Source organism: Brassicibacter thermophilus, from assembly GCF_055378355.1.
On the sequence record NZ_AP042446.1, the window covers coordinates 2173209 to 2196376 of the forward strand.

Consider the following 23168-nt stretch of genomic DNA (forward strand, 5'->3'; position numbering starts at 1 on the left):
ACATGGAGCGGAAGACGAGATTCGAACTCGCGACCCTCGCCTTGGCAAGGCGATGCTCTACCACTGAGCCACTTCCGCATATACACTTTATGGTGCCCAGAGGCGGAATCGAACCACCGACACGGGGATTTTCAGTCCCCTGCTCTACCGACTGAGCTATCTGGGCTAAACAGTAGTTTGTTGAACGCAAGAATTAGTATACACTATTTTAACAATAAAGTCAACAGTAAACAAGCAATTTTTTATAAAACTACTTTAAATAATTACTCTAATGTTTCAAGTATATCAATTAATTCTTCTTTATTAAATTGATATTTAGTATTACAAAAATGACAAACAACTTCTGCTTTTTCATCTTCGTCTATCATGTTTTTTAACTCTTTTTTCCCTAAATTTATTAATATGCTTTCTACTCTTTCTCTTGAACAATCACATTTAAACCTCAAGTCCCTTTTTTCAATTATATCCATCTTGAAATCCTTAAATATATGACTCAAAATATCCTCAGGACTTAATCCTTTATCTATTAACGAAGATATTGGTTCAGAATTTCCAATAGCATTTTCTAATTTAGTTACTATTTCATCTGGTGCATAAGGCAACATCTGAATAATAAATCCACCGGAAGCTTTTACACTTAAATCTTTATCAATTAATACCCCTAAAGATACTGCTGAAGGTTGCTGCTCTGAATATGCAAAGTAGTGAGTTAAATCCTCTGCTATCTCTCCAGTAACTAAATTAGACTGACCAATATAAGGTTCCTTAAGGCCTAAATCCTTTATCACAACAATTTTACCTTCTTTTCCTACAGCTCCACCTACATTTAACTTTCCATTTTCTTTTAATTTTAAATCAACATAAGGCACATCAACATATCCTTTAACGTTACCATTTCTCTTTCCAACTGCTAAAACAGTTCCAATAGGTCCATTTCCTTTTATTTGTATGGATACACTGTCTTCTTCATTTTTTAACATTGCTCCCATAATTCCAGCAGCAGTCATAGTCCTGCCTAAAGCTGCAGTAGCTGTAGGACTGGTATTATGAGATTTTCTAGCATCTTCCACTAGATTTGTAGTTGTAGCAATAAAAACTCTAAAAGTTTTTTCCTCATCAATAGCTCTTATTAAATAATCTTTCATATATAGTCCTCCGTTTAAATAACATAATTCATTATAATATTTCTATAATGGGATATCTTATACCTATACTATTTTACATTGTAATAGCACTATTGTCTATAATATGTTCAAAATTTTAAAAATAAACTTTTTTATCAAATTAATTATGACCCATCTATAATTAATTTAGGAAGAATATTATACGGGTCATAATTAAACCCTCTAAAATTCAATGCTTCTTTTTGTACATTCATATAATATTGATACTTCTCAGCAATGTAATAATTCTTATTATACGTATCTATTAACTTATATACTTTGATTTTTTCTTTTTCATCTAATTTTTCTAGTTGCTTTAAATTTATTCTATTTTTATTATTTACAAAAACTAGTTTTTTAATTTCACACAATAATTCATTTTGATTCTTCACTGCTTTATCTATTATATCTCCATAATTACCTAAAGTATTAGCTATCTCTTTATATATCTCATTTTTTATTTTTTCATCAAATGATTCATCGCTCCTAAATTTTTTTAAATACTCATAATCATAGGTCATACAATCACCTCAGAGAACGCTAATTCAGTATATCATTTTATTAAGAACATTTTTTATATTATTTTATCACAAATTATAAAATAATGAAAAAAGGTACAGCAAATCGATACTGTCAAGTAAAAGTTGGCAAAATTATTATTTTTAAATTTAATCATCCAATTTTGCTGTTTTAATTATGTTTTTATGCCCGATAGGGCAAGAGTATTCTATTTATACTTTCTACAATTTTAAAAATAAATTTACATATACTTTACAATGATTTCAAAATTGTTATTCTATAATACTAGACTTATGATTATAGAATAACAATAAGTCTGAGAGCCCTATTTTTAGGTCTAATTCTATTTATTCATCAGTATTAATGCTCTATTATGTTGTATTTTTTTAGGCTTATATTAGAGCATAGGTATCGTATGTTAGCTTATTCTTTTAAGTTATATAATATATTAGATATTAAAAACTTAGGTTCATTTGACTTGCACATTTGCAACCTAACATGTCCTTTATGGCTTTTCTTCCGTTAGTTACTGAACATTGACTAAATGGCATGCTTGCTCTTTTGTGTTTGTATATCTTGCTTTTCTTTGGCTTTTTATTTACTTCTGCTGCTGTTAATCCTACTTTTTCTATTATTTCTTCAAGCTTTTCTTCTTTTATTTCTTTGTTCAGTAGTGATTTTATTGTTGTTGCTAATTCTTTGCTTGCTTTTTCTGCTAGTATCTTGGCTAAGTTACTGGCTCCTTGTATTGACCAACTTGTTTTATTCCCTTTCATCCTTTGTGCTAATATATCACATATGCTATGTTCCATTGTTCCTAGATTTCTATATTTAATTCCTTCTGGTGGTTGCGGCATATTTATGTCTGGGCGAAGTTTGTAGAGCACTATCCCTTCTTTGTTGTTTACTAGGTAATTATATAGTGCCTGTAATTTCTTCATTTTCTTTTGATTATCATTGTTTTCTATCATTAGTTTTGTTATCATTTCTAATCCTTCTTCTATGTTACCATTGCTTAGTTTCTTTATTATTTCTTTTGCCTTTTTCTTATCTTCTATGTTCTTAAGTACTGCTTGATTTCTATGAAATGGATCTAATTGAAAGTGTGAATTGTCTTCTTTTATAACTTCTTTTATCCAGTTTGCTCCATCTCCATTTACTATTTTTGTTTCTATTTCGTCAGTATTATATTGTTTCGCTATTTTGGCTTGTCTTAGTTTTCTAAATTCTTTACTACTTCCAAAGCTTGCATATGCTTTTTTGTTCTTTAGTACATATCTATCTTTTTTCTCATGCTTCTTCTCCCAGCCTTCATAAAAAATTCCTAATTTTAGTTCTTTTTTCTCTTTTCCCTTAGTCTTTTTATCTTTACCTTGGATATTTATCCACACTCCATCCATTTCTTCAAACAATATTTTTGTTTCTTTTTTGCCTTGTAATTTTTCTTCGTTGTTTAATTTTATTTCGTGTTTTTCTTTTTGTTTTAGTTGTTCTCCTAAGTTTTGTATTATGTTCCAAGCTGCTGAATGACTTATACTTTGGTTTGTCATTTCTGTTATTTTATTTGCTGTTTTTCTATATGATTCATCTGTTGCTAGATCTACTATTTTTTCTACTAGATTTGTAGATATATGTCCTATGGTTTCCATTTTTAAGTATTCATCTAAAAGGCATTTGTAACCTCTTTTACCCTCTTGTGTAGTATATTGATATATTCTACGTTTATATTCAATTTCGCCCATTATTGTTTTTATGGTAGTTTTCTTTAATCCTTTATTTCTATATTCTTCTTTATCTCTTTCTTTCATTAATTTATTATCTAATTTTTCTAATAGCTCTACGAGCATTTCACATGCCTGTCGGCATACAAGCTTATATATAATTTTCTCTAAGTTCTTGAAATTAATTTCTTTTTCATCTAAACTTATATTATACATGTAATCATCCCTTTTATAGTTTTCTTATTAATTACTATTATATTGGATGATTCATATATGTTAAAGGTGCTTTCGGGCATCTTTTTCATTTTTGTTGTTTTTGCCTACTAAAATTATACTCTAAGAATATGCTTAGAATATATTAGTTATTTTATTCCACAAAAGATACAATAATGCAAAAATAAAAAATCAACTCAAAACATTAGATTTTACTCTAAAATTTGGAGTTGATTTTACTAAGATTAAATTTCAATATTAATTAAGAAAATTACATAATAAAAATTTTAACCCAATAGTAATTATACAATTTCCTCAATCTACTACTAAAGTATTGAACCAATTTCGTTGGAAAAAGGAAAGCTTATTAATAACTCATATCCTTTTATCATTACAAAAATCCTCTCTTTATATGATATTGTGATATTGGGACGTCAGTAAAAGATAAATGTGAAAAAAATATAAAAACCTATGTTGCAAAACAAACATTCTCTAATTCTACAGGAGAAAAAGAATATTATTTAGACAAATTTAAATATGACAAAGAAGAAAATATCTATATATGCCCTAAAGGAGAAAGACTTTATTAAGGAAGACAAATTAAAAGATCAATAAACCAAGACTTTCTAGATATAGTTGATAAAAGAACCATAGAAAACAAAGAGCTTTATAAGCAAAGGCAAATGATAGTAGAACATCCCTTCGGGACAATAAAAAGAGGATTTGGTATAACGTATTTCCTGACAAGAAGTTTAAAATCAGTAAAAACTGAGACCTCTTTAATATCCCATATTATTTGGTAATATTATCTAGATTTATATAAAAAGTCGTTAAGTGATAAATGATTTTACTATTTATTTCAAAGGCTATACTCAAGTGTGATAATAATGATGGTGAAAATATAAAAATAAATATAGTGCTTATAAATGGAATTATAATAAAATAAATACTTTGTAAATTTTAATTCTCTTAACTCTTCAAAATTATATAATGAAATTAATATAGAAAAATAGACAGTATATTTAATAAATTTAATACTCATTTAGATATTATAGATGAAGAAGATATTTTATTAAAATATACTTGTGAGTCTATATATCCAGCATTATTAGCTTATAAATTATTAAAAATAATTTTCATATTTAGTAAAGAATTGGACTATCAATTTTTTCACCTGCTAAATTATTAACTAGTACTTTAGGTATTTGCGGGTTATTTTTTTTCAATTTATATATTTGAACTTTTGTCAAAGGAACAATAAATTCAATATTATTTTTAGAAAAATCATTTTGAATAATTTTTAAATACAATTTTTTAAGAAAATTCTTCCATTCATTATCGAAATGATTTTCAAAATAATTTTTATCACTTATCATACTATAACCATCTGCCAAATAAAAAATTAAAAGTGCTGTACCAAGGTCACAATAAGGATTTTCAATTACTGCAGATGGAATTTCAAATCCATCATCCCAATTATAGTTGTCAATAAGTATATGCAAAGATTTCGAGTCACTAATTTCTCTTATTTTATGTACTGCATTTTTTATATTTTCTTCGTATAAAATTTCTTTAATTTTTTCAACATCCATAATAAACACCTACTTTAATTATACTTTTTTATCATCTATTAGAAAATTCTTAAAATTTATATATTTTTTAAATCTAAATACTTCTCAACATTATTATTTACTCCATTTATTAACATTTCAAGAGATCCTGTAAATGTACTATTTAGTTTAACAACATATTTTTTATAAATTCACATGATAAATCCTCCTTTAACATTACACCATTTTTAAATAAATAATTTTTATGTATATTAAAATTGTTTATTTGCAATTATTACTCTTGGTTAATTATCGATATTTGCATTTAATAAGAGTTTTCCAAGCATAATTAAAATAATATCATCAATACCTTTATATATATTTGATTCAATTTTATGGTATTATTTAATTTTTTTACCTTAACAATATTTATTTTTTAATCTCATATGGTTATTATCCATAAATTGGCAAAATACCTTTAAATTTGATAATAATATGATAATATAATAAAATGTGATTTTCAATATATATATTAATTTTAATATAAAATAAGAATTAAGATTCTTACTATAGACAAATTAGTACTCATATATTAGTTCAGTAATCAACACTTATTATTAATATAAAATTTTTTTATCATACCTTAGATCAGTTTATTTTTATAATTACTGTAATTATATATATTATAATTCCCTTATATCTTTATTTAATCCTATAGCAATTGTTACTCCTAACAATATAATTCCTGATGTCACAGGTAATATCCATACAGGGATCAAGTCAATAAGTACTCCAGAAATAGCCATCCCAATAGGCATACATGACATGGAAAATGTAGTAAGCAATCCAAATATCCTTCCTCGCATATTATCAGGTATTATCCTCTGCAAATTCACTTCCATAGGTATATTTACAAAGACTATTGCTACAGAAATAATAAATATTATTATTGCATACAAAATAAAATAGGTGTTTATGGTGAAAGCTAAAGGTTCTGAGACAATAAATAAACCTAATAAAGTAATACCTATATCTACGACAAATAATCCAATTATCATTTTCTTAAAACTCTTTTCACTCTGTGGCAAAATAGATAGAGCCCCTGCTCCTACAAGCATCCCTAAGGGAAAAACTGCTTCTAAGGTTCCAAATTGAACCTCAGACATTTTTATGACCTCATTAACTATATAAGGGAAAGGAACTGTCATCCCTAATGATGCAAACAAATTAAGAAATATCCCACCCATAGACATCATAAACACTGACCTAATTGATTTCAAATACACAAATCCATCTTTAAAGTCGTTTATGAAATTTTTGATGATCTGTTTCTTACCTGACTCAGCATTTTCACTCTCTACTTTAGCCTCCATTACTTCCTTATCTTCATCAATTACTACTTCATTTTTCACTGTATCCATTGACGTCCCTGTTTCAGCTTTATTCAAATTAAAATCTATAAACATTTCACTAATGCCTGAAAGTATAAAAGATACTCCATTTATAACGAGAAATAATTGTATGTCAACAAAGGCATATATTATACCTCCTAAAAATGGACCTGCAATAGAAGTAATTGATGTTATAGCTTGATTTAAAGAGTTTGTCCTCATTAGATTTTGTTCATCAACTATATTAGGAATTGATGATTGAAAAGGAACATTAAAAAAAGTATTACATGTAGCTAATAAAAAGCTTGCTATATAAATATATATTAATTTTAAACCATTAAGTACAGCCAATCCTGCCAACAATAAAATTATTACCCCACTTAAGATATCCATTAATACTACCATTCTTTTTCTATCAATCTTGTCACTCATTACCCCAGCTATAGGCCCAAATATGATTGCTGGAAGTGTGCTAATAACCAATGATAATGCAAAAGTAGTACCTGAACCTGTAGTTTTAAGGATATACAAACTTATTGCAAAACTATATATCCTTGAACCAAATAAAGATACAAGTCTTCCTAAAAGTAACAACACCATATTTGATATAACACTTGGCTTATAAGCTTTTAATCTTTTAACTCTATCACTCATAAATAACCTCCTATCTATTTAACATGATCATTCAAATTAAATTCCCTTATTAAAAAATCTATTCCTTCCTTTATTACATCCTTATTTATCGAATAAATATTCTTTCTTTTTTTTCTATTCATTGACACCAATTCTGCAGAAAACAAATTATTCATGTGATATGAAACAGTTGCTCCTGAAATTCCAAGTTTTTCAGCAATATCCTTGCTGGAATAATCTTTATCCTCTGCTATAAGCTTAAGTATTTGAAATCTAGTAATATCTGAAAAGTTTTTAAAAATATTGATATATTTTTTTAACTTATCCCCTTCTCTTCCTTCATATTGTGCTAAAGCGTCTTCATAGTCTATCCCAATATAAACATAGCTTGAAGATTCTAAAACATTAAATGTGATGCTGTAATAATCTAAGTAACTAGTAGTTATATAGATTTCATCATATTTATCAAATCTCATAAATTTCCCCAAAATACTTTTGAAATATTTTCCATTGTTTGTATTATTTTTTTCTTCGATATATTTATTAAACTCATCAATGACTTTTTCTTTAGTCTTATAGTGCTTCAAAAATTTAGGAATTAATTTTTCCATAAATGTGATATATTCATCTCTATATTTCTCTGGGTCTTGAAGAAAAGAAAATAGCTCCCACTTTAATCCTGAATCATATTCTGTTTTTTGGATAAGAGATAAGCACTCATGTTCATTCGCTAAAATATAATTTGCTTTCTCTTCGATTTCACTTTCTTTGTTTTCCTCGCTAGTTATGCTTATTAGATTTTTTAATAATTTTAGCTTTAGTAGATGATCATCTAATTGTTTTATATAATTTAAACATTTATCTAATTCCCTATATTCCCACAACTCTTGGTCTGATAAGAAAATTGTTGATAAACTAAACTCATTACCATAGTAGAGTTTTAACTTTTCTTCATTTAACTTAACGTCCTGTTTTAAATCAATTATAAATTTCTCAAACTCTTCATTTGGCTTTATTCCATGCTCTTTAATTCTTTCATTATACTCCTCATGATAATATATACTGTGTAAAAATCTAAAACAATCTCTTGTTTTGCCTATTTGAGGGTCAAATATTATTTTCAATCTATACACCTCCGTTTAGAATTTTATATGATAATTTATTTCAATTTTTTATATTTATCTAATTATATTTTTTAAATTAGATATTTATCTAATTGCAGTTTATATTAGATAAATATCTATGTCAATACTTTTTTTGAAAAATTATATATTTTATCATTGTAATTCATCTCTATATTCTATTTTTAATATAGTAAGAGCTTAATCATCAAAAAATTAATAGACGTCTGATTGTTTAAATGCAATAATAACAATCAAACGTCCATTATCTCAATATTTCAATTAATTTTTCTCAGTCAAAAGCAAACAAATCGTGCATATCATAAAGAACAATTAAACATCTTTATTAACTGGATTTAGTAAAAAGTCCTTAATTATTCTTGTTATTTTCTTTGGAGGTTATTTTTCATTATAATTAGATTTCTCTTTGCCCTATTAGTCATATAATAACCTATTATTATATATATCAATGAATGCGATAAATTAAAAAGTATAATTCTCTTACTTTGACCTGCAATTAAGGAAAACCAAAATAACGGGCAAAAAGAACCTAAAATTAATATTGACCTGCCAGTTTTCATAGTTAATAGTAATGGAACTACTTTTTCTTTATCTTTCTTTTTTAGTGTACTTAACCATTTTTCTAATTCCTTCTTTTCTTTTTCTTTACTAATTTTAATTTTTTTACCCCAAACATAAAGTGGACAAGCTAAAAGAACAGCAATAAAAAATTTGTATGTAATTGTTAGACCTTTATTTATGTTGTTACTGTTATCCATAATAACTTAATCCTCCTAAATTAACGATAATCCAATAAGCTGAAATACATACCCTCCTAACATTGCTATTAAAATCATACAGATAACATATGCCAAAATTGCTTTTGGTTTAAATGAGATATTTAGTATTGAAATCTCTGCAAGACTAGCACCAGTACCACCAATAAGCAAGGCCATTGCAGCACCAAATCCCATGCCCTTTTCTAAAAGCACTTTCAAGAAAGGGATGGACATCTCAATTCTCATATACAATGGAATACCTATAATAGATGCCACTGGTATAGCAGAAGTTGATTGACTACCTATATATTTTTCTATATAATAAGTTGGAACAAATACTGTTGCAAAAGCACTTATAACTGCACCAATTAGAACATATGGAAATACATTTAAAAAAACCGACATAGAATATATTATAGCCTTTGTTACTCTTATTTTCTTACTAACAGCTTTATTAGTCGTAGACATTTCTTCATTATTTTCAAGGACATCTAATTCATTGGTCTTAAAGTCATTATTTTCAATATAATCTGTATTTACTGCAATTACATAATCTAGGTATTCTTCAATTGTATCAAAATCTTTCTCTGGGTTTAATCGTTTTAAAACTCCTGTATCTACTACTTTAATTTCATTTTGTATTGGTGTTCTACCTACAATAAATCCTGCTAATAATGCACAAATAAATATCCATAAAAACCAAAATAAAGCAACCTTCCACCCAAAACCTCCAAAGATAATTCCCATTACAACAAAATTGATAAGATCTCCTGTTATTACATAAGCAAAAATAGAGGAAAAAGATACTCCAATTTCAACCATGTTCATAATCACCGGAGCAGATGAAGCACTGCAAAATGGAGTTAAAATTCCTAGTGCAGCACCTACGAATACTCCTGATTCCTTATTTAGTCCTAATCTTTTGTGAAGTTTATTTTGATCTATGAACTCTCTCATAATTCCAGATACTATAGAAACAGCTAGAACTATTAAGAAAAGTACCCATAGAAAATGCCAAAACTCATTTAATGCTAATCCTAAATTTTCTCGCCACAACTTCATCTCCCCTTATGTTTTTTTTCATTCTTTAATTCTTCCCATTCTTCACTATCTGCACCGAGTACACATTTCCCATCTTTTCTCATGGATAGACGTAACTTACATCTATATATTTCATCAGCCATTAGTTCTTTAGGTATGGACATAATAGTTTGTCGAATATATGTATCAAAAGCATCATCACCAGGTAAGTAATGATAAAATGACCATTTCCCTTCATTTTTTTTATAAATAAGTCCTGCATTCTTTAATACTTTTAAATGTTTAGAAACATTGTATTGGTTTTCTTCTAAAACATCGATAATCTCAGATACACTAATTTTTGAATCAATTGAAAGTAATAACCACATTATCTTGAGTCTTGTTGAGTCAGAAAGTGCTTTAAATATAGTTGTATATCTCTCTAAAATATTAACTTCATAGTCTTTCATACTAAACCTCCATATACTTAAAAAAGTTAATAAGTACAACCTTAAAACCACAAAAACAATTCTTAATTGTTCATTAATCATTTGTCTTTCTTTTATTTATTATAATATGCACGTATGCCCTATTATGCATATAAATATTATATATCAAATAAAAGTTTCTTGTCAATAAGATAAATAATCTTTTAATTTATTCATGGTAACTTAATCTATATTGTCTAACTCTCGGATAATTATCTTAGTAGCTTCTGCAGCGACTTCTCCTGTAAAAGAAATGCATTGCTCCACAAGTACACCCTAATCCTCCCATACCATTCTTTCTATATCAAAGAGAAATCTTCTAAATTATTTTCTATTTTTTATAAAAATAAAATATTGTGAATAATCAAAGTTTTTCATTAAAGGTGTAATGAATTATATAAGATACTCTAAGAAAATTAGGTGCAAAAAACGTCCCCAATGCAACCACTAGTATAGAATATCTGCCTTTTTTTCCCTTTTCCATCTAGTTATGATAGATAAAGTGCTAATAAATATTAATGCTATATAGGTTAAGCCTATAAAATATTTTGGGTACCAAATGCTTGTAATATAATATATTAGATACTTCAATAGTAATGAAAAGGTAAATATCATTATAGGCAATTGAATACCTATTAAAGCTATATAGCTTTTACCTATACTAGAAACCACCATAGATATTAGTGTAAATACAAAAGCTAATATATAAATTCCTAAAACAGTAAGAATTATATATTGAATAAATGTCAAATCATACCAAGATACAATATTATATATTGAGTTTATATTAGAGTTAAAAAACATAGATGTATTGTTTGTAGAGTATATGCTAAAATAGCATATTAATTGTAAGGTTACCATTATAAAAGATGCTAAAATCCCTGCAATTATCTTCTTTTTAAATATTTTCCTTCCTGTTTTAGATGTGTACTGAAGGTAGTGTAGTTTTTCTTTATTGTCTCTAAAATATATAGGAGTTATCATAAAGATTACACTTAACAATATAGTTGCAGCTACTGGTTTTATAAAGTCATTATAATTTTGAAATACTACATCATTAAAAACAGAAGTTTCTAATCCTTTTTCTAATATTTCTTTAATTCTTAGTTCCTGCTTTTCATTTTTTGCTTTTATCAACATATACTCTTCCCTATTTTCATAATCTCGTATAAAATCTTCTCTCCAAGGAAGTTCCCAAAAGATATCTACTTGCTTTTTAAAGATTACATCATCAAAAAGTCTGTCAAGTTCCTCATTTGTCGTATCCATATTAACAAATTCATCATAATTTGTTATACCTAATCTTTTAAAATCTTCCCTTGATTGAATATACTCATCTGCTTCTTCTTTAATTTCTTCATATCTTAATTTAAAATCCTCAAACTCCTTTTCATCCATAAATTCACCATACTTTTCTTTCATTTCTACAAATATATTGTAAATGTCCAAGGCAGGTCTACCATTTGGAAAATTTGTTATTTCAAATTCAATAAAGAGAAAAAACATGATGATATTTATAAGTATTAATAATAGGATAGACTTTATATTAAATATCTTCTTCAATTCATTTATAACAATATTCATTTAACTCACCTCACTATATATCTAGCCTTTTAAATTTCTTAATTGATAATGCACTAAAAACTGACAATAATACTGACCATATACCTATCGTAATCAATTCATAATACTTAAAGGTTGTAAAAGCACCACTTTCCATAAACCACTTAAATGGATTCATGACTAAATAAAATGGTGTAAATGCGCCTATGAAAATCACATTGCTATTTCTAGGTAGTAGACTAGGAACAGCTAAAAACAAACCAAATATTATGGCAAACAAGAAAAATACAATATAAGTGTTTTTTGCTAATCTTGTTATTAAAAAGGTAATTCCAGTAAAAAGCAATGTACTTATATAAACAAGTCCTACACAGGAAAATAAGTATTGTATAAAGGACATATTCCACCAAGACATATATGGTAAGCCATACTCTGCGTTAAAGTAACTACTTATAGGAACATTCCATAGTCCCCAATAATTAAAAATCATAAAATACAATCCCAAACTGGTAGTTAAAATAATTGTGGCTACTAATATATTTGAAACTAAGGCTGTATATAGCTTGTCTAAAATAAAGTTTCTGCCCCTTTTAGTTGTATAGGTTATAGCTTCTGTATTATTATCAAATTCATAGTTTACTAAATAGGCAGTTATTAAAACTACTAGTATGATTATTTCAAATATAACTTTTCTAAATAAATTTTTGAATAACAAGGAATGCATTTTATAGAATTGTCCTAAAAAAAATAGATTTTTATGTTCTTCATTGTTGAGCAATTGACAGAATCTAATATTAAAATCCCTATATTGATTTCTTACTGTATCAGCAGCCTTTCCACTAAGTCTATATTTGTTTATTTCTCCTTCAGCTTTTCCCATAATATCAATTTTTGAATAGATATCATCTATTTCCTCAACTTTATAATAATAAGCTTCTATTATTCCTAGTTCTTTAATAAATTTAACTTCTTCCTCACTGTATGTATCTTCAATACCATAAGGACTATCATTATAAAATTCAGATGCACTATTATAAGCTTTTGATTCCTTCTCTTTTACAATTGTATTTAATTTATTTAATCCTTCTTCATAATACTCCTTAAATTTAGCTTTCATTTCATCATTGATTTTATAGCCAAACATATTAACTATCTTATTTAAGACTTTCAGATCATCTTTAAAATATGAGTTTTCAAATATTATAAAGGAATTAAAAACTATAAATAGAATTAAAAGTCCTATAATAATAGGAGAATTTATAATTTTTTTAAACTCATTTATCTTTATTTCCATTTTTTATCCCTCTTTTATTACTTCATCTTTATATACATAAAGAAATACATCTTCTATAGTTGGTTCTACACTATTCCAGGAACTCTCAAGTTTTTCTTTGGATATGAATCTAATTTTCATCTTGTCATTTTCCTGCCTTTCTGACAAAGAAAAAAACTTCTTTCTAAAATTTGAAACTTCCTCAAATTCAACTTTTGTTTCATAGACTATACCTTCAAGTATTTTACATATATTTTTTAATTTATCCTTATACAAAACTCTTTTATCTTTTATCATTACTATTTCGTTAGCTATTGATTCTATATCTGAAACAATATGAGTAGAAAGAATAACTATTCTATCTCTAGATAATTCTGCCAATAGGTTTCTAAATCGTACCCTCTCCTTTGGATCTAATCCAGCCGTAGGTTCGTCTAATATAAGTATTTTCGGGTCATTAAGCATAGCTTGAGCAATACCTACTCTTTGAATCATCCCACCTGAAAATTTCTTCATTTTCTTATCTACTACATTTTCCAATCCAACTAGCCTTAAAAGCTCATCTATTTTCTTTTTTGCCTTACCTCTATCCATCCCCTTTAATGCTGATAGATAATTAAGAAATCTTCTAGGGCTATAATTCTTATAATATCCAAATTCTTGAGGTAAATAGCCTAATATATTCCTATAATCATCTCCCATAGAAAATATATCTGTACCATTGTAAAGTATCTCTCCTCTATCTGGAAAAAGTAAAGTAGTCAACATCTTAATTAAAGTAGTCTTGCCTGCTCCATTTGGTGCCAATAAACCATATACTCCATTTGTAAACTCAATATTTATATCTTCAAGGACTGAAAACTTGCCATAGCTTTTACTTACATTGTTTACTATCAACATCTAATCATCCCTTTCCTTTTTCTAAATAAAATAAGCTTTTTAAGATTTCTCATGTATATAACTATAGAAATAATTGTCACTGCAAACCATGTATATATGGAAATGCTATCTATTAATTTGATGTAAAAATTCACTTTAAATATAACTAAAGCAAAATTAAAGACTATCCATCCTAAAAAAACAAAGTATTTTGTAAACATGTTTCTAATATTAGTCATTGCAAGTAAAAAAACTGTAGAGAATAAAAATAAGGATGCTATTGAAATTATAAAGGCTTTTAAGTAACTTATTTCTTCATAAATATAGACGGTTATATATACAAATAAAGAATTAAATAAAATACATATAATACTAAATACTAACATTCTAAAAGCTGATATTTGATATATATTGTATTTACAGGTCATTTCTATTTCATAAGTATTATTCTGTTTTGAATTGATAAAGTTAAAAATAGACATTGTAAGATATAACAGCGGAGATATTGTAAATAAATAAGCATATATTTCTTCCACATTTTTCATATTGCCATTAACAATAGTCCATAATAAAACAGAAGACATTAATAATGTAATGAAGATAATCTCTAGCTTATCATGAAATAAATTCCTAATGCCTATTTGCCTGTACATATTTGTTAAAAGAGAGTGAAATGATTCCCTATTTTCTAAACCTTTAGCTATAATACTGTCTATTTCAGCCTTTATTTCTCTTTCATTTGGCATGTCCACTTTCATAGTTATCCCTCCTTAAATTCTTCTCTAATTTTTTTAATCATTGAATAATACCGTGTTTTAACTGTGGATTCTGGAATCTCTAATACTTTAGATATTTTTAAAAATGTATACTCTGCAAACATCTTTAGTCTAAATATCTGCTGTGATAGCGTATCTAAACTATCGAGTATATTCATTATCTTTTTTACATCTTCTTTATCTTCAACTGTAACCTCTAAATCCTTCTCATTAAATATCTGAACATTATAAACTGGAACTATCATATTATTATACTTATAATTCCTAGAACGATAGTAATCTACCAATCTATTAGTAGCTATCCTATAAAGCCAAGTTCTAAAATTAGCTTTCCTTTCATCATAGGTATATATGGATTTTAATACATTTATAAATATATCCTGAGTTAAGTCCATAGAAAGTTCCTTATCAACTGTCTGTTTATATACATAAGTATATACTTCCTTATAATATTTAGAGATTAACTCATTAGCTGCATCTTTATCCTGTTTTCTTTTAATACTTCTTATTAATCTTCTATCTCTATCCATTGTTCACCATCTATCCCATATTTAAAATCTTTGTCTATTATTATATACGTAATAGCTAAATAAATAGTTTTAACTTTTTATTTCTTATTTTTTTCCACTATTAAAACATAGTATATTCTAATAAAAAAGGCGGACAAAAAACATGTCCGCTTCTTCTCTGTTCATAACTTTTGAAGGCCCTTCAGTAATTTTTTATATTTTTGAAAATTTTAAAGGATATACTTATATTTATTATATAAAAAACACACCTGCTGCACGATGGCATTTTAAAATAGAATCTTCTTGCTGTTTAAATTTAAGTGGTAGCATCTCTGGTGTGATTTTATCAACAAAACCATTGTCTTTTACAACATTTCCATAAGCACAAGTAATACCATATTTACATGAATAGCATTGGGAAAAAGCACCTACTAAAAACTTTGAAATTACTTTCATTTTATTGTTATTCGCAAAATATTCTACTATTTTTAATACTTGACTATTTTCTTCATCCTTAGAATAACCAGTTGATAGAATAATAATCGGTTTATCTTTTAAAGAGAAAGTGCCTTGGTGACGAAAGCAGAAGCATCGTTCTAGCATCGCATGTGTTAATGCATTAGGCAAGTCATAATAATATAGTCATAGCTTCCTTTATCAATGTGACTATTGACAATTAATTCCAATTTTTAATAAGTACTATTATTTTTGATATTAACTTAAAATTTCGATTTGATAACATTATATATTAGATAGTCAATAATTTTCCATCAGTTTTAAGGATTTCTGTCAATGGCTGTCCCATCGGTTTTAACTCAAAGCCTAGTGCTTCTACTTTGTTATCGATGCCAAGTTGTGCTGCACAAGCGATACAAAATCTTACTTTTACACCTTTCGCTTGGATCTCTAAAAGTTTTTCTTGAATTGCTTTATTCTCAACAACCAGTTTAGCTGTTGCTCCCCATACAATTATTTCAACTTCCTTCCACCATTCATTTTTCAAACTTGCTTCAACATACATAAAAACCATTAATTCTGCTGTAATTGGATCTGCATTTGTCCAAAGTATCGTTAATTTATTATCCATTATTTACCTCCTGCTTTATTTTTAAATTACTTCATGAACATAAAAGCGATCTCTTACCAATGATGATCAAGATCTCATTATTTTCAGTTATTGTATAAATTTCAACAACAATGTGATAAACACCTTTTGGAACTTGTTTAATTTTTTTAATTTATCATTGTTAACTTAATCTATATTGTCTGTCTCTCGGATAATTATCTTTGTAACTTCTGCAGCAACTTCTCCTGTAAAAGAAATACATTGCTCCACAAGTACACCCTGATCCTCCCATGCCATTCTCTCTACATCAATTTGTTTTCTCATTTTAAAATAATTCCTCCTATAATTATTTTTTTATCATGCTATTGTAAATAGAATAATATGTCAATAGAAAATAACTAATTTGTTATGTATTTAACATAAAGAAAATTTAGATTTGTTAGCGTAAAACCAAAATAGGAACTTTACTTCATTATATTGTGCGCATGCTGGGCGCACATAAAATAATCCCCACCTTAAATTAAGATGGAGACTATTTTATGTTTAAAGCCAAACCTTTAAAAATATTTTACTTATTAGCCTTCAAGTATTTTTATATATACTTTTCTATTTCTTGGCCCATCAAATTCACAGAAATAAATCCCCTGCCATGTTCCCATTTTGAGTTTTCCATCTTCTATGATAACATTACATGAGCTTCCCATTAACGATGCTTTTATATGGGCATGGGAATTTCCTTCTATATGGAGATAATCATCATTTTCAGGATACCTTTTATTTAATGCTGTCAAAATATCCCTTACAACATCAGGGTCTGCATTTTCATTTATTGTTATTCCAGCAGTAGTATGAGGAACGAAAACTACCACTATCCCTTTTTTTACTCCACTTGTTTTTACTGCTTCCCTAACAAGATCTGTTATATTAATAAACTCTTGTGCTTCTCTAGTTTTTATTGAGTACTCCATAATTTCACCTTCCTTATCTATACTTCTATTTATTTGGATAATTTCACAAAAATATAAAACCATATTTATGAAACTAATCTTTTACTTTATAATTTAAAAAATAATTGTAAGGTAGTCAAAATTTACTTAGATGAAGCAAAAGTTATTTATAAATAATAAATTTTTTAAGTATGTGATTTTTATGTCTATCTCTAATCAAAAGAACTGTCACTTAGTTACTTCGTATTTTTATTTTCATAGGTACAAAATTCAATACAGCAGTAATAATTATTAAAATTGGAATTACTGTTTTCAAAGCACCAACAGTATCAATAATAGGTACAAAATCATCTCCATAACTACTCATAAGTAAAATCTGGGGATAAATAGAACACAAAGACAAAACAAAACTAATGATAATATATTTTACTTTTTTCCCTTCTTCATTTCTACAATTCCAAATTGCAATTGCCCAAGATGTTATTCCTAAAATAAGACTTATAATTACATATACCATAATGACCTCCTGAAAATTCAAAGTTTTGTTGTTAAAATGTTACTTCTAGCAGAAAAATCTTGTCAATACAAATAGACTAATATGTTTTACTTATCAAAAGGAATACTAAAACATTTTAATATGTCTTGTTGATGTCATATTATCCCCTTATAATAGATGTGGAACTCTTATCTTCAGCAGGCATTCCTATCTACATGACCAAAGGCAGAGGCAGGGGAATCTCTCTCTTACCTGATTTTGTGTTGGATAAAACAGAAACTGTCTTCATTATTTGGAAGTTGTGAAAGTGATTGGATTGTGAAGTATTAGAACCTGAATATATTCGCCTACAAATCAAAGAAAAGCTCAAAAAAACTTTAGACATATATCTTTAATATGACACACTATTGTCCATTTCAACGTGATACGCTTCATATATAATAGATAAAATAATACTTACTATTACTTCTTTTTTTAACATATTTTCCAAAAGTCTATTGCTAATGTGATATTTTTCATTTGCTTCAATATTCTCTACCATCATGTTTTGAATTTTTTAAGCAGTAAATTGTCGGAATCTCCATCCCATTTTTATTAAACTCTTCTTCAGCTTCTTTCATGATCTTTCTAAAATTATCTATAGAAGTTACAAGTTCTATATCATAGATAAATAATCTGTATATGATTTGTTTTAGAAAACTATAAAATAGCCCATTGTACCCCAGAAATTTCTTCAAGAACACTTTTTAAACCTTTTTGCATTTCTTCTTTAGAAGGCATAATTATCTTTTTACGCTTACCAACTTCACTTTCAACATAGTTTATTAATAGTTTTTGAGCAAATTCCCTTCTGTTAGAACTTGCAAACATATTCTTAAGTACTGAACCTGTCAAATCATCTTTTAAACGATCTATAATATTTTCTGCTTCTTTTTTACTTAACAAATAGTCTTCTGCCATTTGAATGAATACTTTTTCTATAATACCTACCATTTCATCCACATCATCTTTAATAATTTTACTAACAACAGTATTGGACATCTTACTTGCTGCACTCCCACCAGCAAAAGATCCAATTAATCCTCCTACAAATCCTCCAACAGCTGTACCTATTATAGGAACAACTGAACCAACAGATGCTCCAACAGTAGCTCCTCCTACCCAACCAGCAGTTCCTCCAGCTACTGTTGATGCTGTATTAGCAAGATTTTTGAACAATTGTGCTCCCGATATTCTTCCTTTAAAAATATCTACTACATCTACCGAAGATAATACAAAAACAGAAACAATACCTGTTATTACATTACTTCTCAACATTTTTGCTGCACTTTTCATAGCTGCAGCACCATAAATATTCGATCCACTTCTAAAGGCATTTACTAGAACAGCTGATGCCTTTGGTCCCATAATATTAACAATAGCTTCTGAGCTTCCTACTAACGCACTATTTAATCCTGCTCTAGATAATTGACTTGATAAAACAGCAGTAGCAAAAGTAATTCCACCGACCTTTAACCCTGAATAGGTTGCAGATTTTAAAGCTGTATTAAAATCTTCCCCATTCCAAATACAAGCTGCAAAAGTTACAGCTGTGCTTAATCCAAAAGCTATATTTGCAATAATTGCACCATTAACAGCATCAAATGTTATAGATTCTATAGTTCCTGATTTTGCTATATTTTTAGCCTGTTCATATGTAAAATGACCCTTTCTAACTATATTTTTTGCTTCCTTTATATCAGTAACCCCAGGTACTTGTCCATTTTTTATTCGATTTTCCATAGCTTGAACAGCAGCATCATATTTATCGGATGGAACCTCAATTTTCATTAGTGATCCATCCGGATTAATATATTTAAATTTTCCATCTTGAAAACATTCCTGAATACATTTAGAACCAGAATTACAATATTTTGATTGAATATTAACTCCATTAACCACTCTATCTGCACCAAATTTTGCATTATCATCTCCAACAAGTTTAACATCTTTTCCTGTCAATTTATCGTAAATATGATTTGCTCTTTCTGCTGCAAAGCCATGTCCTCTAGGGGTATTAAATTTATCCATTCCATATAAAGTACTTGCATTGCTAACATTTCCATAAACCACACCTGCTGCTAAAGAACCTGTATCCTCATTATTAATGTTTAATAACTCAACGTGCTTCACCCGTTTCCGATCTTCATCATCAAAATTCATATTACCCGATGCAATTTCAAGAAAAATTTTTATATTTCTTTTACTCCACATAGGTGTTGTAATATAATATGTAGCACCAGTTTTAGAAATAATCTTTAATTCTGCAGTTGAACTATAGTATTTTAACTCCAGTATTTCATCATATCTAACGCTAAATTTTTTACTCTCATTTTTTGGTGAATTCACGTAAATTGCTTTATCAGTGAAAAAAATGCCTTCTGCAACAGTCTCCCAATCAGATAATATACAAATAACGTCATTTCTACTTTCATTAATAATAGAACTCTTCATTAAAGCATTCATGGCTTTTGTACTTCTAGATTTATTATATGAAAATCCATAAGTTGGTGATGACCAACCCTTTGCAAATAAGAAAAAAGGATTTTTTTCATTGATTTGATATATAACCTTCTCTAAATATTTCTTATCATGCATATTTTTTTCTCCCTTATGTTAAATATTTTATGGTCAGCTGTAAAACTCCACAACTGTTGAAAAAGTATATTTTTGAATTTTTCTTCATCAACTGCTTTCATACTACAATTTTATTATATTTTTCATTATCTTTCATCCCCTTAACTAATATAAGTCATTAAAATAATCAATTAAATCTATCTCAAACATGAATCTTATTTGTTTAAGGAAAATTAATATTTTTCATAAAAAATAACATGCTACCAAAAAGAGAATACTTCTTGGTAGCATAATATTTTTAAATATCTTTATTTAAGATTCAGATGAATCAAGGGCTTCTTCTTTACCAACAAGATTTGACATCCTTGCAACACTGTATGTACATACAAGGTCACCAGTTACATTGTTCATAGTTTCAAACATATCAAGTATTGGGTTAATTCCTAGGGCTAAACCAACTATTAATGCTATTTGTTCCTGTGCCAAACCCATATTTTGTAAAATTATAAAAAGAAGCATTAGACTTCCACCTGGAACACCACCAGCACCTACTGAAGCTAAAACAGTTGTAATAACGAGAACAGCTAAAGTTGCAAAGCCCATATCTGCTCCAAACATATTTGCCGATAAAACAGCAAACATAGGTAAGTGAATACAAACACCATCCATATTAATAGTAGAACCTAAAGGCAATGCAAAAGATGAAATATTTTCACTCACTTTCAAATTCTCTGTGGCAACTCTCAAAGAAACAGGAAGGGATGCAGCAGAACTTCTAGTAACAAAAGCTGTTAGCATAGGTTCCTTCAATTTTGCTATTACTTTAAAAGGATTTTCTCTTAATGTAACAAACATCAATAAAGGATATATACCAAAAATCATTATAATTATTCCTATAATAACACCTAAGGCTAGTTTTACATAAGGTCCAAAAAGAGATGAACCAAATTGGGCAAAGTTTACTGACGTTAATGCAAAGACGCCTATAGGAGAATATGCTAAAATCCAATCAACTATTTTAAAGATAGCTTCTTTGGCAGCTTCAACAATACCTAATAAATTATCTACATTGGATTTTATGTTTTTGCTACCATCTTCAGATATAAGTTTTAATCCTAACCCAAAGGCTATTGCAAACACAATTATTGCTAAGAAATTACCTTCAGATAATGCTTGGAAAGGATTTTGGAACATTCCTATAAGTATATCTGCTAAACTACCAGAACCTGTAGGAGTTATTTGTGTTGCATCTTCCATAGACATTAAGGACTGCCAAGCACCTTGAGATGATGAACCTCCAGGGTTAAATCCTAAAGCCAATGTAGAGCCTAAAATAGCAGCAAATAAAGAAGTTAAAAGATACCAGATAATAACCTTAATACCGATTTTCCCGAATTCCTTTGTAGGAACCGAAGCAGCTCCAGAAATTAAAGACAATAAAATAACGGGTATAACAATCATTTTCAACATTGATACTAAAATTTGTCCAAAAGGTGAAACCCATTTTACATAGCCTTCAATTGGTACTTTAGTTAACCATAAAACAAGACCTAAAATAAGACCTAAAACAAATGCAATAAAAATCTTTTTAACTAAACTTTTCCCCATAAACACCCTCCCTTAACAATTTTAATTAAATAAAAATATAACAAAAATTGAAAATAATTGGTATACAAAAAATATATCATATTTACAAAAATATATCAATATAGAATTTTCCGAAAATAACCGCATAACCGCAGGGACGGTTCTTCTGGTCGAAATTTAGTTACAAAACATAGTTATATAATTTTAGTATAATATGTCTGCTTATTTCTGTTAATCTAGCTATCTGTCTAATAGATAATCCTTTTTCTTTTAATATTTACTATTCTAATACTGAATTTGCTATTGCTAATTTAATGTTTTTCGATGGATATATCTTAAGTGTGCTTTTCTGTTTGCATTAATTAATGGGGATTTTTTCACTAATCTCGAACCTTCTCATAGTTACTGTAGTTTCCTTAAAAAATTTTAATTTGCAATACACCTATTATACTCATAATGATTATTCAAACTCAATGTTAGAAATAATACCTGTTTCACAATTAAAATCCAACTTACCGTTTTGCTGATTGCCAATGTAATCTTCAAATGCAAACCTAACTATTATACCTCTTTGTTCTTTTTTCCAGATTCAAGCAATCGATCTTTTTCATGCACAATAGAAATAACTTGATATTTACTGTCAGGTGACCACCACATACTTTCAAATTCAGATCCGTCTGTGTAAATCCTTGTACCATTAAAATCACCACTTGATTTAATTGTAAATCCATTGTTTTTAGGAAAAATCCCAAAAACATCTCTGCTGTAATAGGTTAATTGTAGCATATTTCACCCGCATTATGTTAACCAATTATTATATCTTGTACACAGTCTGCCGTTCCCTAGACATATATTTTT

The 23168-nt window shown here is 27.8% G+C and carries 24 protein-coding genes and 2 tRNA genes; all 26 read right to left on the reverse strand.

Features of this window, described 5'->3' with window-relative positions:
* Nucleotides 1–3: 3 nt before the first annotated feature.
* A tRNA-Gly gene (locus tag ACZ41D_RS10465) sits at nt 4–78 on the reverse strand.
* 12 nt (nt 79–90) lie between these two features.
* Nucleotides 91–166 (reverse strand) — tRNA-Phe (locus tag ACZ41D_RS10470).
* 97 nt (nt 167–263) lie between these two features.
* Nucleotides 264–1145, reverse strand: a complete 882-nt coding sequence (hslO, locus tag ACZ41D_RS10475) for an Hsp33 family molecular chaperone HslO (RefSeq protein ID WP_464151356.1) — start codon at nt 1143–1145, stop codon at nt 264–266.
* A 143-nt stretch (nt 1146–1288) separates the two neighbouring features.
* A complete protein-coding gene (locus tag ACZ41D_RS10480; protein WP_464151357.1) occupies nt 1289–1684 on the reverse strand; it encodes a hypothetical protein in 396 nt (131 codons plus the stop codon).
* Between the two features lie 453 nt (nt 1685–2137).
* A complete protein-coding gene (locus tag ACZ41D_RS10485; protein ID WP_464150702.1) occupies nt 2138–3619 on the reverse strand; it encodes an ISLre2 family transposase in 1482 nt (493 codons plus the stop codon).
* Between the two features lie 1139 nt (nt 3620–4758).
* A complete protein-coding gene (locus ACZ41D_RS10490) occupies nt 4759–5208 on the reverse strand; it encodes a DUF4274 domain-containing protein (protein WP_464151358.1) in 450 nt (149 codons plus the stop codon).
* Nucleotides 5209–5849: 641 nt separating this feature from the next.
* Nucleotides 5850–7211, reverse strand: coding sequence for an MFS transporter (locus ACZ41D_RS10495; RefSeq protein WP_464151359.1), 1362 nt, complete (start codon nt 7209–7211; stop codon nt 5850–5852).
* Nucleotides 7212–7225: 14 nt separating this feature from the next.
* Nucleotides 7226–8314 (reverse strand): ArsR/SmtB family transcription factor, encoded by a 1089-nt coding sequence (locus ACZ41D_RS10500; protein ID WP_464151360.1) that lies wholly within the window; start codon nt 8312–8314, stop codon nt 7226–7228.
* Between the two features lie 380 nt (nt 8315–8694).
* A complete protein-coding gene (locus ACZ41D_RS10505) occupies nt 8695–9090 on the reverse strand; it encodes a hypothetical protein (protein WP_464151361.1) in 396 nt (131 codons plus the stop codon).
* A gap of 15 nt (nt 9091–9105) precedes the next feature.
* A complete protein-coding gene (locus ACZ41D_RS10510; RefSeq protein ID WP_464151362.1) occupies nt 9106–10146 on the reverse strand; it encodes a permease in 1041 nt (346 codons plus the stop codon).
* Between the two features lie 2 nt (nt 10147–10148).
* A complete protein-coding gene (locus tag ACZ41D_RS10515) occupies nt 10149–10580 on the reverse strand; it encodes an ArsR/SmtB family transcription factor (RefSeq protein ID WP_464151363.1) in 432 nt (143 codons plus the stop codon).
* Between the two features lie 465 nt (nt 10581–11045).
* Complete coding sequence (locus tag ACZ41D_RS10520) at nt 11046–12182, reverse strand: hypothetical protein (protein WP_464151364.1); 1137 nt, start codon at nt 12180–12182, stop codon at nt 11046–11048.
* Nucleotides 12183–12195: 13 nt separating this feature from the next.
* Nucleotides 12196–13455: a hypothetical protein gene (locus tag ACZ41D_RS10525; RefSeq protein ID WP_464151365.1), complete on the reverse strand. Its 1260-nt coding sequence runs from the start codon at nt 13453–13455 to the stop codon at nt 12196–12198.
* A 3-nt stretch (nt 13456–13458) separates the two neighbouring features.
* On the reverse strand, nt 13459–14334 hold the full coding sequence (locus ACZ41D_RS10530; protein ID WP_464151366.1) for an ABC transporter ATP-binding protein: 876 nt from the start codon (nt 14332–14334) through the stop codon (nt 13459–13461).
* Entirely contained in the window at nt 14328–15071 is a 744-nt protein-coding gene (locus ACZ41D_RS10535) for a hypothetical protein (RefSeq protein WP_464151367.1), read from the reverse strand. The genes ACZ41D_RS10530 and ACZ41D_RS10535 overlap by 7 nt, the downstream gene beginning before the upstream one ends.
* 2 nt (nt 15072–15073) lie before the next feature.
* Nucleotides 15074–15619, reverse strand: coding sequence for an RNA polymerase sigma factor (locus tag ACZ41D_RS10540; RefSeq protein WP_464151368.1), 546 nt, complete (start codon nt 15617–15619; stop codon nt 15074–15076).
* A 231-nt stretch (nt 15620–15850) separates the two neighbouring features.
* Nucleotides 15851–16201, reverse strand: coding sequence for a hypothetical protein (locus ACZ41D_RS10545; RefSeq protein WP_464151369.1), 351 nt, complete (start codon nt 16199–16201; stop codon nt 15851–15853).
* A gap of 145 nt (nt 16202–16346) precedes the next feature.
* On the reverse strand, nt 16347–16685 hold the full coding sequence (locus tag ACZ41D_RS10550) for a DsrE family protein (RefSeq protein WP_464151370.1): 339 nt from the start codon (nt 16683–16685) through the stop codon (nt 16347–16349).
* A gap of 165 nt (nt 16686–16850) precedes the next feature.
* Nucleotides 16851–16988, reverse strand: a complete 138-nt coding sequence (locus tag ACZ41D_RS10555; RefSeq protein ID WP_464151371.1) for a hypothetical protein — start codon at nt 16986–16988, stop codon at nt 16851–16853.
* A gap of 251 nt (nt 16989–17239) precedes the next feature.
* Nucleotides 17240–17632 carry a secondary thiamine-phosphate synthase enzyme YjbQ gene (locus tag ACZ41D_RS10560; protein ID WP_464151372.1) on the reverse strand — a complete coding sequence of 131 codons (393 nt, stop codon included), beginning with the start codon at nt 17630–17632 and terminating at the stop codon, nt 17240–17242.
* A 211-nt stretch (nt 17633–17843) separates the two neighbouring features.
* Entirely contained in the window at nt 17844–18128 is a 285-nt protein-coding gene (locus ACZ41D_RS10565) for a hypothetical protein (RefSeq protein ID WP_464151373.1), read from the reverse strand.
* A 503-nt stretch (nt 18129–18631) separates the two neighbouring features.
* Nucleotides 18632–18844: a hypothetical protein gene (locus ACZ41D_RS10570; protein ID WP_464151374.1), complete on the reverse strand. Its 213-nt coding sequence runs from the start codon at nt 18842–18844 to the stop codon at nt 18632–18634.
* Nucleotides 18807–20744, reverse strand: a complete 1938-nt coding sequence (locus tag ACZ41D_RS10575; protein WP_464151375.1) for a hypothetical protein — start codon at nt 20742–20744, stop codon at nt 18807–18809. Before ACZ41D_RS10575 ends, ACZ41D_RS10570 begins: the two co-directional genes overlap by 38 nt.
* Nucleotides 20723–20845 carry a hypothetical protein gene (locus ACZ41D_RS10580; RefSeq protein ID WP_464151376.1) on the reverse strand — a complete coding sequence of 41 codons (123 nt, stop codon included), beginning with the start codon at nt 20843–20845 and terminating at the stop codon, nt 20723–20725. Before ACZ41D_RS10580 ends, ACZ41D_RS10575 begins: the two co-directional genes overlap by 22 nt.
* A 190-nt stretch (nt 20846–21035) precedes the next feature.
* A complete protein-coding gene (locus ACZ41D_RS10585; protein WP_464151377.1) occupies nt 21036–22331 on the reverse strand; it encodes a dicarboxylate/amino acid:cation symporter in 1296 nt (431 codons plus the stop codon).
* 540 nt (nt 22332–22871) lie between these two features.
* Nucleotides 22872–23096 carry a hypothetical protein gene (locus tag ACZ41D_RS10590; protein WP_464151378.1) on the reverse strand — a complete coding sequence of 75 codons (225 nt, stop codon included), beginning with the start codon at nt 23094–23096 and terminating at the stop codon, nt 22872–22874.
* Nucleotides 23097–23168: the final 72 nt, after the last annotated feature.

Excerpts from the sequence above, each read along its gene's own strand:
- hslO (WP_464151356.1), bottom strand. The coding sequence starts at position 1,145 with ATGAAAGATTATTTAATAAGAGCTATTGATGAGGAAAAAACTTTTAGA.
- ACZ41D_RS10480 (WP_464151357.1), bottom strand. The coding sequence starts at position 1,684 with ATGACCTATGATTATGAGTATTTAAAAAAATTTAGGAGCGATGAATCA.
- ACZ41D_RS10485 (WP_464150702.1), bottom strand. The coding sequence starts at position 3,619 with ATGTATAATATAAGTTTAGATGAAAAAGAAATTAATTTCAAGAACTTA.
- ACZ41D_RS10490 (WP_464151358.1), bottom strand. The coding sequence starts at position 5,208 with ATGGATGTTGAAAAAATTAAAGAAATTTTATACGAAGAAAATATAAAA.
- ACZ41D_RS10495 (WP_464151359.1), bottom strand. The coding sequence starts at position 7,211 with ATGAGTGATAGAGTTAAAAGATTAAAAGCTTATAAGCCAAGTGTTATA.
- ACZ41D_RS10505 (WP_464151361.1), bottom strand. The coding sequence starts at position 9,090 with ATGGATAACAGTAACAACATAAATAAAGGTCTAACAATTACATACAAA.
- ACZ41D_RS10515 (WP_464151363.1), bottom strand. The coding sequence starts at position 10,580 with ATGAAAGACTATGAAGTTAATATTTTAGAGAGATATACAACTATATTT.
- ACZ41D_RS10520 (WP_464151364.1), bottom strand. The coding sequence starts at position 12,182 with ATGAATATTGTTATAAATGAATTGAAGAAGATATTTAATATAAAGTCT.
- ACZ41D_RS10525 (WP_464151365.1), bottom strand. The coding sequence starts at position 13,455 with ATGGAAATAAAGATAAATGAGTTTAAAAAAATTATAAATTCTCCTATT.
- ACZ41D_RS10530 (WP_464151366.1), bottom strand. The coding sequence starts at position 14,334 with ATGTTGATAGTAAACAATGTAAGTAAAAGCTATGGCAAGTTTTCAGTC.
- ACZ41D_RS10535 (WP_464151367.1), bottom strand. The coding sequence starts at position 15,071 with ATGAAAGTGGACATGCCAAATGAAAGAGAAATAAAGGCTGAAATAGAC.
- ACZ41D_RS10540 (WP_464151368.1), bottom strand. The coding sequence starts at position 15,619 with ATGGATAGAGATAGAAGATTAATAAGAAGTATTAAAAGAAAACAGGAT.
- ACZ41D_RS10545 (WP_464151369.1), bottom strand. The coding sequence starts at position 16,201 with ATGCTAGAACGATGCTTCTGCTTTCGTCACCAAGGCACTTTCTCTTTA.
- ACZ41D_RS10550 (WP_464151370.1), bottom strand. The coding sequence starts at position 16,685 with ATGGATAATAAATTAACGATACTTTGGACAAATGCAGATCCAATTACA.
- ACZ41D_RS10555 (WP_464151371.1), bottom strand. The coding sequence starts at position 16,988 with ATGAGAAAACAAATTGATGTAGAGAGAATGGCATGGGAGGATCAGGGT.
- ACZ41D_RS10560 (WP_464151372.1), bottom strand. The coding sequence starts at position 17,632 with ATGGAGTACTCAATAAAAACTAGAGAAGCACAAGAGTTTATTAATATA.
- ACZ41D_RS10565 (WP_464151373.1), bottom strand. The coding sequence starts at position 18,128 with ATGGTATATGTAATTATAAGTCTTATTTTAGGAATAACATCTTGGGCA.
- ACZ41D_RS10575 (WP_464151375.1), bottom strand. The coding sequence starts at position 20,744 with ATGCATGATAAGAAATATTTAGAGAAGGTTATATATCAAATCAATGAA.
- ACZ41D_RS10580 (WP_464151376.1), bottom strand. The coding sequence starts at position 20,845 with ATGAAAGCAGTTGATGAAGAAAAATTCAAAAATATACTTTTTCAACAG.
- ACZ41D_RS10585 (WP_464151377.1), bottom strand. The coding sequence starts at position 22,331 with ATGGGGAAAAGTTTAGTTAAAAAGATTTTTATTGCATTTGTTTTAGGT.
- ACZ41D_RS10590 (WP_464151378.1), bottom strand. The coding sequence starts at position 23,096 with ATGCTACAATTAACCTATTACAGCAGAGATGTTTTTGGGATTTTTCCT.